The sequence below is a fragment of the Mesorhizobium sp. M1328 genome (genome assembly GCF_040318075.1).
Taxonomy (GTDB): Bacteria; Pseudomonadota; Alphaproteobacteria; order Rhizobiales; family Rhizobiaceae; genus Mesorhizobium.
On record NZ_JAMYLO010000007.1, the window covers coordinates 129558 to 143009 of the forward strand.

15 protein-coding genes and 1 pseudogene are annotated in these 13452 nt (G+C 61.4%); 6 read left to right on the forward strand and 10 right to left on the reverse strand.

The genetic code is table 11. The features are described 5' to 3' along the window. Window positions 1–170: 170 nt before the first annotated feature. On the forward strand, window positions 171–1313 hold the full coding sequence (locus NKH23_RS15765) for a DegT/DnrJ/EryC1/StrS family aminotransferase (RefSeq protein ID WP_352977601.1): 1143 nt from the start codon (window positions 171–173) through the stop codon (window positions 1311–1313). An 18-nt stretch (window positions 1314–1331) separates the two neighbouring features. Further along, window positions 1332–1538, forward strand: coding sequence for a hypothetical protein (locus NKH23_RS15770; protein WP_352977599.1), 207 nt, complete (start codon window positions 1332–1334; stop codon window positions 1536–1538). Between the two features lie 22 nt (window positions 1539–1560). Here NKH23_RS15770 and NKH23_RS15775 read toward each other — a convergent pair whose 3' ends face one another. Together NKH23_RS15775 and NKH23_RS15780 are read right to left on the reverse strand one after the other, a co-directional pair. Continuing rightward, the gene (locus NKH23_RS15775) at window positions 1561–1965 is read right to left on the reverse strand and encodes a type II toxin-antitoxin system VapC family toxin (RefSeq protein WP_352977597.1); all 405 of its coding nucleotides are present in this window, start codon (window positions 1963–1965) and stop codon (window positions 1561–1563) included. After that, entirely contained in the window at window positions 1962–2195 is a 234-nt protein-coding gene (locus NKH23_RS15780; RefSeq protein WP_352977596.1) for an AbrB/MazE/SpoVT family DNA-binding domain-containing protein, read from the reverse strand. The genes NKH23_RS15775 and NKH23_RS15780 overlap by 4 nt, the downstream gene beginning before the upstream one ends. 253 nt (window positions 2196–2448) lie before the next feature. On the opposite strand from NKH23_RS15780, the gene NKH23_RS15785 reads away from it, so the two are divergent. Next, window positions 2449–3468 (forward strand): LLM class flavin-dependent oxidoreductase, encoded by a 1020-nt coding sequence (locus tag NKH23_RS15785; RefSeq protein WP_353035034.1) that lies wholly within the window; start codon window positions 2449–2451, stop codon window positions 3466–3468. A 56-nt stretch (window positions 3469–3524) separates the two neighbouring features. Here NKH23_RS15785 and NKH23_RS15790 read toward each other — a convergent pair whose 3' ends face one another. After that, window positions 3525–4151 carry a CDP-alcohol phosphatidyltransferase family protein gene (locus tag NKH23_RS15790; protein WP_352977592.1) on the reverse strand — a complete coding sequence of 209 codons (627 nt, stop codon included), beginning with the start codon at window positions 4149–4151 and terminating at the stop codon, window positions 3525–3527. A gap of 274 nt (window positions 4152–4425) precedes the next feature. Here NKH23_RS15790 and NKH23_RS15795 point away from each other — a divergent pair, with 274 nt between their 5' ends. Further along, window positions 4426–4899 (forward strand): phosphatidylglycerophosphatase A family protein, encoded by a 474-nt coding sequence (locus tag NKH23_RS15795; RefSeq protein WP_352977591.1) that lies wholly within the window; start codon window positions 4426–4428, stop codon window positions 4897–4899. A 274-nt stretch (window positions 4900–5173) separates the two neighbouring features. Beyond that, window positions 5174–5338, forward strand: a pseudogene (locus NKH23_RS15800) (tartrate dehydrogenase); the annotation flags it as partial. 96 nt (window positions 5339–5434) lie between these two features. On the opposite strand, the gene NKH23_RS15805 reads toward NKH23_RS15800, so the two are convergent. Further along, complete coding sequence (locus tag NKH23_RS15805) at window positions 5435–7036, reverse strand: FAD-dependent monooxygenase (RefSeq protein WP_353035036.1); 1602 nt, start codon at window positions 7034–7036, stop codon at window positions 5435–5437. Window positions 7037–7131: 95 nt separating this feature from the next. On the opposite strand from NKH23_RS15805, the gene NKH23_RS15810 reads away from it, so the two are divergent. Next, window positions 7132–7575 (forward strand): MarR family winged helix-turn-helix transcriptional regulator, encoded by a 444-nt coding sequence (locus tag NKH23_RS15810; protein ID WP_352977587.1) that lies wholly within the window; start codon window positions 7132–7134, stop codon window positions 7573–7575. An 84-nt stretch (window positions 7576–7659) separates the two neighbouring features. Here the strand turns inward: NKH23_RS15810 and NKH23_RS15815 are convergent, their stop codons facing one another. The 6 genes from NKH23_RS15815 to NKH23_RS15840 form a co-directional block, all read right to left on the reverse strand. Beyond that, window positions 7660–8967, reverse strand: coding sequence for a type II toxin-antitoxin system HipA family toxin (locus NKH23_RS15815; RefSeq protein WP_352977585.1), 1308 nt, complete (start codon window positions 8965–8967; stop codon window positions 7660–7662). Beyond that, on the reverse strand, window positions 8967–9218 hold the full coding sequence (locus NKH23_RS15820; protein ID WP_353035039.1) for a helix-turn-helix domain-containing protein: 252 nt from the start codon (window positions 9216–9218) through the stop codon (window positions 8967–8969). Before NKH23_RS15820 ends, NKH23_RS15815 begins: the two co-directional genes overlap by 1 nt. A 270-nt stretch (window positions 9219–9488) precedes the next feature. Continuing rightward, window positions 9489–10667 carry a hypothetical protein gene (locus NKH23_RS15825; protein ID WP_352916296.1) on the reverse strand — a complete coding sequence of 393 codons (1179 nt, stop codon included), beginning with the start codon at window positions 10665–10667 and terminating at the stop codon, window positions 9489–9491. A 56-nt stretch (window positions 10668–10723) separates the two neighbouring features. Further along, entirely contained in the window at window positions 10724–11734 is a 1011-nt protein-coding gene (locus NKH23_RS15830; protein WP_353035041.1) for a succinylglutamate desuccinylase/aspartoacylase family protein, read from the reverse strand. Between the two features lie 9 nt (window positions 11735–11743). Then, entirely contained in the window at window positions 11744–12088 is a 345-nt protein-coding gene (locus tag NKH23_RS15835) for a RidA family protein (RefSeq protein WP_352862774.1), read from the reverse strand. A 44-nt stretch (window positions 12089–12132) separates the two neighbouring features. Beyond that, entirely contained in the window at window positions 12133–13452 is a 1320-nt protein-coding gene (locus NKH23_RS15840; protein WP_353035043.1) for an alanine racemase, read from the reverse strand.

The following is a 13452-nucleotide window of genomic DNA, read 5'->3' on the forward strand; positions in this document are numbered from 1 at the left end:
ATCAGGCCGGCCGAAGCCCGGATTTCCCCGCGTTTAAGAGGGCAGATCGGAAATCAGAGGTAACAGGCTGCGACACTTGAGCAATTCAGGGTTTTGCCCTGCGGCTTTCTCGGCAATGCCAAGTCTGCTACCAGCGGCCGGTTATCTGGCTAAAACCGTTTGAGGCCGACATGCAGTTCATCGATCTTGGCGCGCAGCGCGAACGCATCCGCGACAGGCTGAAAGCGGCAATCGACCGAGTTGTCGACGAGGGCCGCTATATTCTCGGACCTCAGGTCACCGAATTCGAAAACAAGCTCGCCGCCTATATCGGCACCAAGCATGTGGTCGCTTGCGCCAACGGCACCGATGCGCTGCTGCTGCCGCTGTTTGCCGCCGGTATCGGCCCGGGCGACGCGGTGTTCGTGCCGAGCTTCACCTTTGCCGCCACGGCCGAAGTGGTGGCGCTGACCAAGGCCGAACCGGTCTTCGTCGATGTCGATGCTGACAGCTACAATATCGACATCGCCAGCCTCGAGGCGGCAATCGCCATGATCAAGGCGGAGGGCCGGCTGAGGCCGAAGGCAATCATTCCTGTCGACCTGTTCGGCCTCGCCGCCGATTACGAGGCGATCATGGCCATCGCCAATCGCGAAGGCCTGATGGTCATCGAGGATGCGGCGCAGGCGACCGGCGGCTCGGCTGACGGCAAGATGTGCGGCTCGTTCGGCACCGTCGGCTCGACCAGCTTCTATCCGGCAAAGCCGCTCGGCTGCTATGGCGATGGCGGTGCGATGTTCACCAATGACGATGCACTGGCCGAACAGCTGCGCTCGTTCGCCTTTCACGGAAAGGGCGAAACGCAATACGACAATGTCCGCGTGGGCATCAATTCACGGCTCGATACCCTGCAGGCGGCGATCCTGATCGAGAAGCTGGCCATCCTCGAGGACGAGATGGTGGCGCGGCAAGCGGTCGCTAATCGCTATGCCGAAGGTCTCGGCGATATCGTCAAGGCGGCGCGCAATCTGGGCGGCGGCCGGTCGGCCTGGGCGCAATACGCCATCGAAACGCCGAAACGCGACGGGCTCAAGGCACATCTCGGTGAAAAGGGCATTCCGTCAGTCATCTATTATGTGAAACCGCTGCACAGCCAGATTGCCTATCGCGACTATCCGCGCACGCCGACCGGCCTTGCCGTTTCGGAAGAGCTGCCGAAGCGCATCCTGTGCCTGCCGATGCATCCCTATCTGAGCGGGGCCGACCAGGACCGGATCATCGAAACGATCCGTAACTATATCGGGTCGAATTCGGCCCATGTAGCGGCGGCATAAATTCGAAAGTTTCGAAGCGTGGTCGCGGATTACATCGACGAGTTCATCATGTTCTGCGCCGGGTTGTGGATGGCTGGCGTTGGCTTCGGATTTTTCTCGGACCCCTCTCAAGCTCGCCCCGGCCAACAGCAGGCATGGTGGACCAACTTTGGAACCCATTTTAAATGGATGGGGCCGCTGTTGATCCTCATCACGATAGTGCTGGCGTTCGCGGCACCTTCCTAGCGGACCCTATTCGGCGGGCTATTCACGAGTTCGGTGCGATCAGCTTGAGTGATGGAAGATAGGTACGATAGCGACCAACATCGCGAGTGAGCAGCGGCAGCCCATTGACGGCGGCATGGGCGCCGATGAAAAAGTCGGGCAGCACGCCGGAGCGCAACCCGCCCGATCTCCTGTATTGGGTAAAGACCTTTCCCGCGAGGAACAGTGCTGCCCGTGGCATCGAAGCGATTTCGAGACCAGCTTTGTCAAGAAACGCGTCGAGATCCTCGATGCGCCCGTATCGGACGGCCAACTCGGCATAGACAGCATCGTTGATCAACAGCGGTCCATTCAGGCTTTGGGCCTCAAGCTGGGCGATCGACCAATCCGCCCAGTTCGGATCATTGGTGACAAGATCGAGCAGAACGTTGGTGTCGACCAGCGTCACACGTCGCCACGCGTCAGTGCCATGATCGCGTCGGTATCGAGACCCTTGCCGGCATGGCCGCGCAATTTCGCGAAGCGGCTCGCGGGCCGCTTCTTGTCACTGCGCGTAATCACGACGTTGCCGTCATCGGCGCGGCGGAAGTCGACTCTGCTGCCCGGGACGATCCCAAGCAGTTCGCGGACCGGCTTTGGAATGGTCACCTGTCCCTTGGCTGTGACTTTGGTGGTCATGTTCGACCCTCGGTAATACCAATAATCAACAAGGTATTACTCGTCGTGTTGGATTTCAACTGCTAGATCGGTATCCATCTGTCATTTTGCGGTCGCACATTGGCCTTCTGTACTGCCAGAACTCATCCCCTGCCCCCTCTCCCAAATCGGCCGGAGCGGCTTTGAAGATTGCCGTCAGGGCAAAATTTTTGAAGTGCTTTGCGCCGCGCCGAAGCATAGTCTGCACCTGTCTTCCTTCTAGGCTGGCTATTTCATGAAGAAGATTGGTTTCCTCTCGTTCGGGCACTGGACGCCCTCGCCGCAATCGCAGACGCGGACGGCATCCGATGCGCTTTTGCAGTCCGTCGAGCTGGCCGTCGCGGCCGAGGAGCTGGGTGCGGACGGCGCGTATTTCCGCGTGCATCACTTCGCGCGCCAGCTCGCCTCGCCCTTCCCGCTGCTGGCAGCGGTTGGGGCGAAGACCAGCCGAATCGAGATCGGCACGGCGGTGATCGACATGCGTTACGAGAACCCGCTCTATATGGCCGAGGACGCCGGCGCCGCCGATCTAATCGCCGGAGGGCGTCTGCAGCTGGGCATCAGCCGCGGCTCGCCGGAGCAGGTAATCGAGGGATGGCGCTACTTCGGCTACGCCCCGCAAGAGGGCGAGAGCGATGCCGACATGGCCCGCAGACACACCGGAGTGCTGCTCGAAGTGTTGCTGGGCAAAGGCTTTGCGCAGCCCAACCCGCGGCCGATGTTTCCCAACCCGCCTGGCCTGCTTCGCATCGAGCCGCACTCGGAGGGCCTGCGCGAGCGCATCTGGTGGGGCGCCGCCACAAACGCCACCGCAGAATGGGCGGCGAAACTGGGCATGAACCTGCAGAGCTCCACGCTCAAATTCGATGAAGGCGGAAAGCCGTTCCACATCCAGCAGGCCGAACAGATCCGGGCTTTTCGTGAGGCCTGGAAGGCGGCCGGACACACGCGCGAGCCTCGGGTGTCGGTGAGCCGGAGCATTTTTGCGCTGGTCGACGATCGCGACCGGGGCTATTTCGGCGGCAACCAAAGCGGAGATCATTTCGGTTACATCGAGGCAGACAGACGCGCCGTGTTCGGCCGCTCCTATGCAGCCGAACCGGACGTCCTGATCGAGCAGCTAAAGGGCGACGAAGCCATCGCCGAGGCCAATACGCTGCTGCTCACCGTCCCCAACCAGCTCGGCGTCGACTACAATGCCCACGTTATCGAGGCGATCCTGACCCATGTCGCCCCTGGCTTGGGCTGGCGCTGACGCGACTTTGTTGGAAAAGCCACGGCGGTCGATACGATGCTCGCGTTCTAGCAGTCTCACGGCTGCTTTCCGTCGGCTCGTTTCAGCATCGCGAATGCGCGACTGATCCGTTGCAGCGCTGTGGCGTTGGCCAGCACTGCGTAAAGCACGAACCCGCCCGCCAGAATCCAGGGCGAAGCCGCGCCGATGGCGGCCGCGACTCCGTCGGCGGCGAGCAGCACGCAAATGAAAACCAGACGTTCCATCCGCTCGAAGAAATCCGGCCAACCGTGGTTTTCCACAGGGATTTCCAGCGCCGTCCGCGCCTTGGCGTAACTGGTCAAAACCCCGCCGGCGAACGCGAACATTGCGATCGCCCACAGATCGGCGACCCAGCCGATAGCCGCAAAGACGGCCAATTCCTGATAACGGTCGACGACGGCATCGAAATAGCCACCGGCCTTGGTGCTCATATTTGTCCGGCGGGCGACCGCACCGTCCAGCGCGTCGAAGGTGAAGGCAAACGCCAGGCAAAGGCCAAAGGCAAGACTTGAATGGTGGTAGACGTAGGCCGCCGAGGACAAAGCGACGAGCACGAGCCCGCTGGCCGTAACCTGGTTCGGCGTCATGCCGATCCCGATCAGCGGAGCGGCGGCCTGCTCCCATAGCGGGTCGATGCGACTTTTCATGAGACCGGCGATCATGGCGGCTCCTCTGATGATGTCGTTTCACCGAGCTTTACCAGCAATTTGCGGGTTTGTTCCACCATCGCTACCGTTCGACTTGGTCAACGCAGACGGAGAACTGGCTAAGCAACGTTCTCAACCCGACGCAACAGCGATTTCTTTTTGGCGAATGCGGCCGACGGATTAAGGTGCTCGCCAACCTGACGGAGCAAATCGACCGGCGGTCTGGCGGCCGCACCCGAACGATGTGACTATGATTGCTTGCCATGCTTGGGAAGCCGGCCGAAACTTGATGCATAAATTTCCACCCAAGTTTGCCTACCTGCTCGCGACCTCTGTCGGCGCGGGATTATCTCCAATATGGCCGGGCACGGTCGGCGCAATGGTTGGAGTGGCTGTTGCCGCGGCTCTGATACCTGCATCGCCTTGGCTGACCGTGCTTGCCTATGCGGCCCTGTTCGCCGTCGGCGTATGGGCCTCATCGCATGTTATCGCCCGTACCGGGACGGAGGACCCGCAGATCGTCGTCATCGATGAGACCTTCGGCGCCGCCGTAACACTTTCCATGCTGCCGCTCGACCCACTCTGGTGGGCAGCAGGCTTCCTTGCTTTCCGGCTTTTCGACGTCATCAAGCCTTGGCCCATCCGTATCATGCATGACAAGGTAAGGGGTGGGACCGGCATCATGCTGGACGATGCTGCCGCGGCTGTTGTCGTTGGGGCGTTGCTGCTCCTGCTGAACGGTTTGATTGAACATTTGCGGTAACGGCGACATTCGGTCTGCCAAGACCACGTGGTCCATCGGAGTTTAGCGCCACAAGGGGAGACCGGACCGTTGCGAAGCCACAGGATCGCGGCCATCCAGGCGATGGGATCGGCAAGCAAGTCGAGCGGCCGGGCTTCGTGGGCTGGCCGCCTGCGCCACACGTGACGGCGATTTCAGTCTCGAAGTGCAGCACTTCGACTGGCGCTCGGACTACTACAAGCTCAACGGGGTGATGATGCCCGAGGACGGCACTATGTTCTGGTCGACGGTGATAACGCTGGAGCACCTCGGCGAGCCGGCTGCCGCGGCGCGCCTGATGCGCGCCGTCGAGCGCGTGACCGCGGACGCCTCACTGCACACGCCCGATCTCGGCGGAACCGCCACCACCGACGAGGTCACTGAAGCGGTTTGCGCGGTGCTACTTGGCGACAACGGGTAGGAAAAGGAGTAACGCCTGGGCATCGCCAGCATTCTCCCCGACGACATCGGCAAGGACGTCGTGCCAGAACGCAGGAGGCATCCGCACTCCCGCCGTTTACCGATGATGTTCGTGTGCCTGCGTGCGGAAACCGCACCCGTCAAGTGTTTCGATCATCACCTGTACGGGATCAGGCACACCGTGCGTTGACCGCCACGCGACAAAGCCGTCCGGCCTGACCAAGACAGCACCGCCGCTTTCAACCCCGAGCGCGGAAGGCCACCGATGGTCCAAGTCAATCAGATCCCCGTTGGCACCCAAGGCGTGGCAGGTCAGCGGCATTCCGAGGCGCTGGCTTACGGCGTCAGCGGCCTGACACCATGCTTCATCGGCGCAGAGGAGAAGAAGGTCGCGATCGCACAAATCGAGACTCGAAATCTGCTGGCCGGCGCGCTCGACTGCGAAATGCGGTAAACGCGTGCCAGGGCGGCCCGACAGCTCCGTGGATTTTTGGAACGGGTGATCGTCCGGGGTGGATTCCCGAGCCACGACACCGGCAGTGTAGCGTTGGCCAAGTACCACGTCGTAATCCTCGACGATCGCAACTGGAGGGGGCAACCGCTTCGACGGATCTTCAAACCACTTCTGAAGGCGGGCGAGCGCTTGCGCCAACGTAGCCTCGATGACCGGCCGGCGCTCCATGTCATAGCTATCCAGCAACGAGGGACCGGCATACCCCTGTGTTACCATCGCAAGCTTCCAGGCAAGGTTATGGGCGTCGTGGATACCTGAATTGCCACCGAAAGCGCCTGTTGGGGGCATCACATGTGCGGCATCCCCCACAAGAAACGCGCGGCCTTGGCGGAATTGGCGCGCTGTGAGGGCGGCCACTTCCCAGGAGCGCGCATCGACAAGCCTCGTCGTGATGTCGGACCGGCCCGCACCTCGTATGATCAGTTCCCTGCACTTGGCTTCATCAAAATTCTGGGGTTTCTCGCCCTTTTCGGGAAAGTACTGGAGCGCCAGAAGCCATCGTCCACCCTCCCTGGGCGTGAAGGTCCCGTTGAGGTCCGTCACGAAGCACGACGTGAAGCGCTTGCCGCCAATCGTCGGAGGCATGTCCGTGTCAAAGACGACATTCATCCAGTGCTGAAGGCCGCCTGCCCCGCCGCGGCTGATCTCCAGCTTCTCTCGCAGTGAACCGTTCGCACCGTCCGCGACGATCAGATAGTCGGCCGAGATGGCGTCCTTTGCGCCGGTCGCCATATCGCGAATTTCCGCGCGAACGACGGTCTCATCCTGTTCGAAAGCCACCAGTTCCGTGCTGAAACGCACATCTGCACCGTTCCGCTCGGCGTAGCGGCGCAGAATCGGCTCCAGGACGTGCTGATCACACGTCGCCGGTTGCGTGGGACTAAGGGCACTTGCATCCAGCCACGCCGGTCCGCCCCATTGAATCTGCGGATCGGCGAGATTCCTGGCGCGCGCAATAGCGCCTGCCTGCTGATCCCCCGTACGATTTGCACGAATCTCCTCTTCGAGGCCTAGGCTTCGGAAGATCTCCATGCTGCGCGGGGAAATGCCGGCAAACTTGTACTGGATTGACGTGTCGGGATGACGCTCGACGAGGACACACGCAATGTCGTTGTGAGCCAAAAGGGCGGCCGCCGTCAGACCGTTCAGGCCGCCCCCGACGACGAGAACCGTGGTGTTGGTCATCTCGGATCTCCTCTCATTATTTGATCATCCAAACATTTTTATTGATCAAATCATATGATTGGTCCAAATAGGTATCAAGATCGAAGGAGCGTGGAATGGGACCGGGCCAAGATCGCTTGCAGCATGCCACCGAGGCTTGGCGCCTGATGTTTGACTTCCTGATGCGGTCCGCGCCGGACCGGTTGGCGATCCAGCAGAAATTGGGTCTGACGCCCAACGACTCGCGCGCCCTCTTCACCCTCGACAAAGATGCGGGCAAGCCGATCGGCGCATTGGCCGCTCAATGGCACTGCGACCCTTCGACGGCGACCTGGCTGGTCGACCGGTTGGAGCAGGCGGGGCTCGCCGAACGGATTCCGTCGCCAAGCGATCGCCGTGTGAAACTTGTCAAGCTTACACCAAAGGGTGCTGCAACCATTGAGGAATTGACAAGGGAATATCACAAGCCCCCTGCCGAGATGCTTGCGCTTCCAAGCGCGGATCTGGATCAGCTGATCGGCCTGGTTAGAAAGTTACAGGCTGGCAAGTCCGTGGGTTGATTTTGTCGGCCGCCGGGGCGTTGCTGCTGCGATCAATTTGACCGTCCAATGGCTATCAATCTGGTTGTGCCTCGATCTTCAGCATCACACCTCTTCCAGTCTGCGCACGCGAGCTTTGACCCCATTGCCAATGGCATCTGCGACTTGCGAAGGGAAACCCTTTGGGAGTGATGCAGAAACTAGTTCAATTGCCGCTAGCGCCCGTTGGCGCAGCTCGTCAAAGATCGCCGTGACGGGTTTTGGACCAATTCCTGCCTTGGCGGCGGTCTGGATGAAATGGCGCGGCATGACGCTATCGATAAGGTAGTGGCGTGCGTCGCCTATAGCCATCGCCAACTTCATCTTGTTGCGCCTGATCTGTCCCGCATCAAGGCTGGTCTGGGCTGAGATCACATCATATAGCGGCGTCATGCGGAACCGGCCGCCGGGAGAAAGAAAGACGCTAAAATTCTTGGCATGCCCATCTGTGGCGCCGAGAAGCCAAAAGGCGACCACGGCCTTCAGAACCGCAGCTTGATCTAGCTCCGGTTGGTCGCTTCCCTTCATCAGACCAAGGATAGCCGGAACCCCAGGCCCGCCATCGGATTCGTATTTCAGCGACGGAGGCACAGACAAAGCCTGGCAGCAGTCTTCCTGGGGCAAGCGCAGGAGACGGTTGTCACTCGTCCATCGGCGATCGAAACGTTCGACTACGAGCACGCGATTGCCTTCGAACTCCTCGATTGCGGCGACGGCGCACGGGAGCCCCAGGGCGGCTGTCATCTTGAGGCAGAAAAATTCGTTTTCAACACTGAAGGAAAGGTCGATGCCGTTTGGCAAGCGTCCAATCTGTGGCTTGAGGATGTGCGTTGTAGCAGTCGACGCCAGCGGCTTGTACCAACGTCCTTTCCAGAACAAGAGCGCAGTCTTTTCCTGAGCGCCAGCGATCGAGATCCGGAAATCCTCATCCTCGCCCAGCCCGAGGGGGGCCGATGCCAGTTCGCGGAGGAGACGAGCAATCTCGGTATCGTCAACGGGTTTGCCGTCGACGATACCGGCGGGGCCTGGCTCGACATCATCCGGCAGGAATTGCAGTGCGCCGACACAATCCCGTCCGACAGCGGCAAGCAAGTCGTAGGTATCTATCCCTTGAGCATGAACACGCTCCGCCATACGGCGGCGAATCGGGATGCTGTCGGGCAAGAGATTGTCGAAGACGGCAATGACCGGTGCACCGATATAGCGATCTTCACGTAGAGGCAGAGACAGCGAGACTGGTAGCGCGTGCTCCCAGGCAAGCCAGGACGGATCATACTGAAAATCGATCGCGCCGCTGGATTGTCTATTCAGCCGCCCGACGAGACGGCTGTTCAAGAAGACATTGAGCGGGAGGTGCCGCCGCGGACGAGTCATCAGAAGACGTCCTCGATCTCGGTCGACTTTGCCCTGGTCCGAGAGCGGACAACCAATTCAAGGTCGAGCGCTGCGAGAATGTCGCAAATCGTTCCGAGCTGTGTCCCGGGCGCACCATTCTCGACGGCCGAGATGGTCGCTTGGCGCAGCGTCGTGCGCTCCCCGACAGTGGTCTGGTTCAGGCCGAGTTTGCGGCGCTGCCGGCGGATGGCATCTCCGAGTTGCTTGGGCGTTCGGGCGATTTGGTCCACAGCGTACCTCTCTGGCTATGAGATATACGCTCCCGAAGATAAATTTCAATATGCGCTTCGGCGAATAAAATGGAAAATACGTTCGACCGTATAACCCGCCCCCATCTCGCGTGGCCCTTCACAGCCATGCCTCGACTTTCAGTTAGGCTGCTGGCCGCCGGCCAAAGCGATGCGAGGATCCATGCGGGAAGTCCTCCGAGCGCCTCTCCGGCATTACGCGCAAAGCTCGAGCGAAAATGAGGTCTACTGGATCGGCCGTGGATCGATCGTTCACACAGCTCGTGCGGCACTCACCCAATCGAGGCGTGCGGCAGGGACAAGGCCGTAATTGTAGAAATTGATGCCATCGACGCCCGCCGCCAGCGCCGGTTTCACTTTGGCGGCGAGAATGTCGGGGCCTGCCATTTCCGGATGGAACAGCCGGTAACCGGTCCCAAGGAATTTCTCTGCTCCGAGCGTGGCATGGCCAGTGGCCATGAGATCTGCGACATCGCTGGCCTGCATATCGTAGGCGCACAGGATCGCGCCGTCGCAAGCCTGGCCCAGAGCTGCCAGATCGCAGCCGCCCAACCAGCCGTCCTTCAGGTCAATGATGAGGACACGTGTGCCCGGATCGGCAACGTCGCGCAGCTCGGCAACCAAGCTGGTCACCGGCTCGAACCGCCACAGCAGAAAATCGTATAATTCTGGCCAGGGCCGGAAGGTATCGAAGCTACCGTTCGGAAAGTCCGGAAAACGCGGTGCCGGAACGGCACGATCACAGGTCTCGACGATCCAGCCCCTGACCAGTTTGCGCGCCGCCTCGCCATCAATGCCGGCATATGCGGCGCGTGCGAGGCAGGACGGGCAAAAGCACAGCGACAGAAGGAAGTCATCTTCCGCGGTCAGCCCGACACCGTCCTTCTCGTGATGATATTCGTGGGCGAAGCTCATGAATGACGGGCTTTCGAGCTCGATTCTGTCCGGCTTGTAAGTGTGCGTAACGTCGGCGACCAGCGCGCGAACATAGGCGCGCGCATCCGGATGCGAGGGACAAAGGTTGTAATAATTGGGATCGCCGAAGGCATTTCGGGTGACCACCTGCGGATAAAGCATGCCGGCGCGGGTGTTGTGCAGGCACACCGTCCAGCACGAAACACCCAGCCCATTGGCGTCTCGTCTGCGAACGAGCTCGCCAAGCACGTCGCCGCCCTGCGAGATCACGTCCGCCACCTTGGGCTGAATTGCGAGGTCGGCCCACCGCGCGGCGGTTGGCTTGAAGTAGATCGTGCCGTCCTCCGGGAAATAGGCTTTGCGGCGCGGGCTGCGCGGCTGAAGGAAGCGCCCCGCATGATACGAGGCAGCAAGGCTGATCATGTTGAGTCCCGCGCGTTCGACCAGATCGCGTTCGACCATCTCGAAACCCAGATCCTGGACATCCCAGGGGTAGGTCCACATGGAAAGCTGCATAAGATATCCTCAGTTCTCCAGAGTGACGCAGCAGGCAGACGCCGTGCGGTTTCCCTTTAGGTTTCTACGGGTTCGGCGACTTGCATGAGGCAGTCTCCTGCCTCGCACATTGTATGCAGCCGCCGCGAAAGCACGATGCCGTTTTCGGCAAAATGCAAGGCTTCCTCGGCAAGATCGAGCCTTTCGAGATCGTGATACCAGCCAGCCAATTGTCCGGCGTTCACGCTGTCGCCAACCCTCACGGCGGGTTCAAACCAGCCGCGGCGGGTGGCGTAGAGGCCTTGGCTATGCCGCGAAAGCGAAAGCAGTCGCGTCGGCATCGAATGCATTGACTCCGCGCCAACAACTGGCCCGTCGACCAGGCCTAGCGCAATCAGCAGATTGTCGATCGCGCGAGCGGTGATCGCCATCGTGTCGACCGTGGCGGTGCCGCCGCCCCCGAACTCACCGCTGACGCCGATGACGCCGGCACGGCGCGCTGCGCCCATGGAGGTCGGCGAGGCCTGGCCATTGTCGGCCACGAACCCATAGGGCATGCAGAGCGCCCGCATCAGCTCCACCCCGCGCCTGTGGCGCTCGGGATCGGCATTGTGCTCGACGAGTGCAGTCGGCAGATGTTCCATCGAAGTGCCCCCCGAATGGATGTCGAAGACAATGTCGTGTCGGGGGAACAGGTCTGTCTCGAGAAAGTTGGCGAGCCGGCTTGTCGGCGTGCCCGACGGATCTCCGGGAAAGGCGCGATTGAGATTGCCGCCATCGAGCGGCGAGCAGCGTTTGGCGGCCATCACCGCCGGCACATTGGCCATCGGCAGGATGGTGACGCGGCCCCTGACGCGCGCTGGATCGAGCCGGCGGACCAGCTTCGCCAAGGACAGCTCGCCTTCATATTCATCGCCGTGATTGCCGGCCATAAGAAGCAGCGACGGACCCTCACCGTTGCGAATGAGGCAGATCGGGACGTTGATTTGGAAATATGGCGAACGGTCTATCGAGAACGGGATGCTCAGATGGCTGAGCGTCTTGCCGTCCCGATCGAAATCGAGCGAATGGCTGATGCCGGTGTGCATGGCGACGGTTCACACAGCCGCGACGGCGGTGACCTCAATGCGGAGGTCAGGATCAGCGAGACGCGCCTCGACGCAGGCACGCGCCGGCAGACGGGCGGAATCCACCCAGGCATCGTAGATACTGTTCATGGCGTCGAAATCGCCAATCTGCGGCAGGAAGATGTTGACCGCCACGAGCTTCGACTTGCTGCTGCCGGCCTCGACCAGGAGCGCCTCGACCTTGGAGAGTACCTCGCTCGTCTGACCCTCGATGCCGGCCTTGCGATCGTCTGCGACCTGGCCCGCTATGTGCACGAGGCCGCCATAGACGACCGCCTGCGACATGCGGGAGCCGGACTGGAAGTACTTGATCATATCGGATCCTTTCGAGGTTCTCTTTTTGGAAATCGCGACGATGGTCAGCCGAAATAGGTGGGAAAGGCGTGGCTGACATACCCGGCCGCGTCGACGCCGAAGATCACGCGATAGCGATCGAGGCAGGTGCAGGGATGGGAGATGCCGAATTCAACGGTGTCGCCGACGGCAATGTCGTCGCCCGACGCAATTGTCAGGAAGGCGTGCTGGTCGTTGAGCTTGAAGACCTCGCCACGCGCTATCGGCAGCTGCTTGCCGGCACGAAAGATGGTCAGGACCATCGGAAAGCCCTGGTCGAACGACACGTCGCGCATGCCCATGCCGCAGATCGCAAGGCCGGGCTCCGGCCGCGACAGTACCTCGGCCCACAGGCGCAAAGCCGGACGGAACGAATTTCGTGCGGACGCATTGAAGCCGCCGACTGCAAAACCCTCGCGGGCATCGAGTGCGCCGAGCGAGCGGTCGTAGACGCCATGGTCGTGGAAGAAGATGGCGCCGCTTCGCAGCACCAGAGTCGCGCTGCCGTCCCCGGAAACGAGAGGCGAAAGCGCTGCGACCACTTTGTCGAAGTATACCGAGCCGCCTGCCGTGACGATCAGCGGGGTGTCGCCGCCGACGCGGGCGCGGAGCCGCAGGAACATGTCGGCTGTCATTGTCAGCAGGGCGGATATCGCCTCATCCGTGCGGCCAGGATCGGGCTGCGCCGCGGCACCTTCATAGGTTGCGACGCCGGCGATCAGCAGCCGGCCGCCGGCTGCTACAATCGCGTCGGCAATCGCCTCGGCTTCGCCGGTGGTCCGGGCGCCTGCCCTCCCCGCTCCAAGTTCGACGAGCACGCGCAATGGCGGCAGCGTCGCATTGGCCCGCCAGGCTTCGGCAAGCGCATTCACGGCGGCGATCGAATCGGCGAAAACGTAGAACTCGGCGCTTGGCCAGGCGCTGACAAGAACCGCAAGCCGGTTCGCACCACCTGGTCCGCCGACCTCATTGGCGATGATCAGCCGAGAGAGTCCGGCTCGGAGCATCACTGTGGCCTGCCTTATGTCGGCGACGGTCGTGCCCCATGCTCCGGCCTCGATCAGGGACCGGGCAAGATCAGGCGCCATCGGGGTCTTGGCATGCGGGGCGATCACGGCGCCCCGTTCTCGCGCATAGCGCAGGAACAGGTCACGATTGGCGATGAAGGCCTCCTCGTCGACGGTCAACACCGGCAACGACATACGCCCATGCGCTGGATGCCAGCGCTCAGATGCGACAAGGCTGCTGTCCAAGCCGAGGGTGCCAGGCGGCACGCCGCGGATACGGTCATCGAGGAGGAAATTTTCTCGGGTCGCCAGCGACAGTACGGGTGAGCTTTCGGTCAT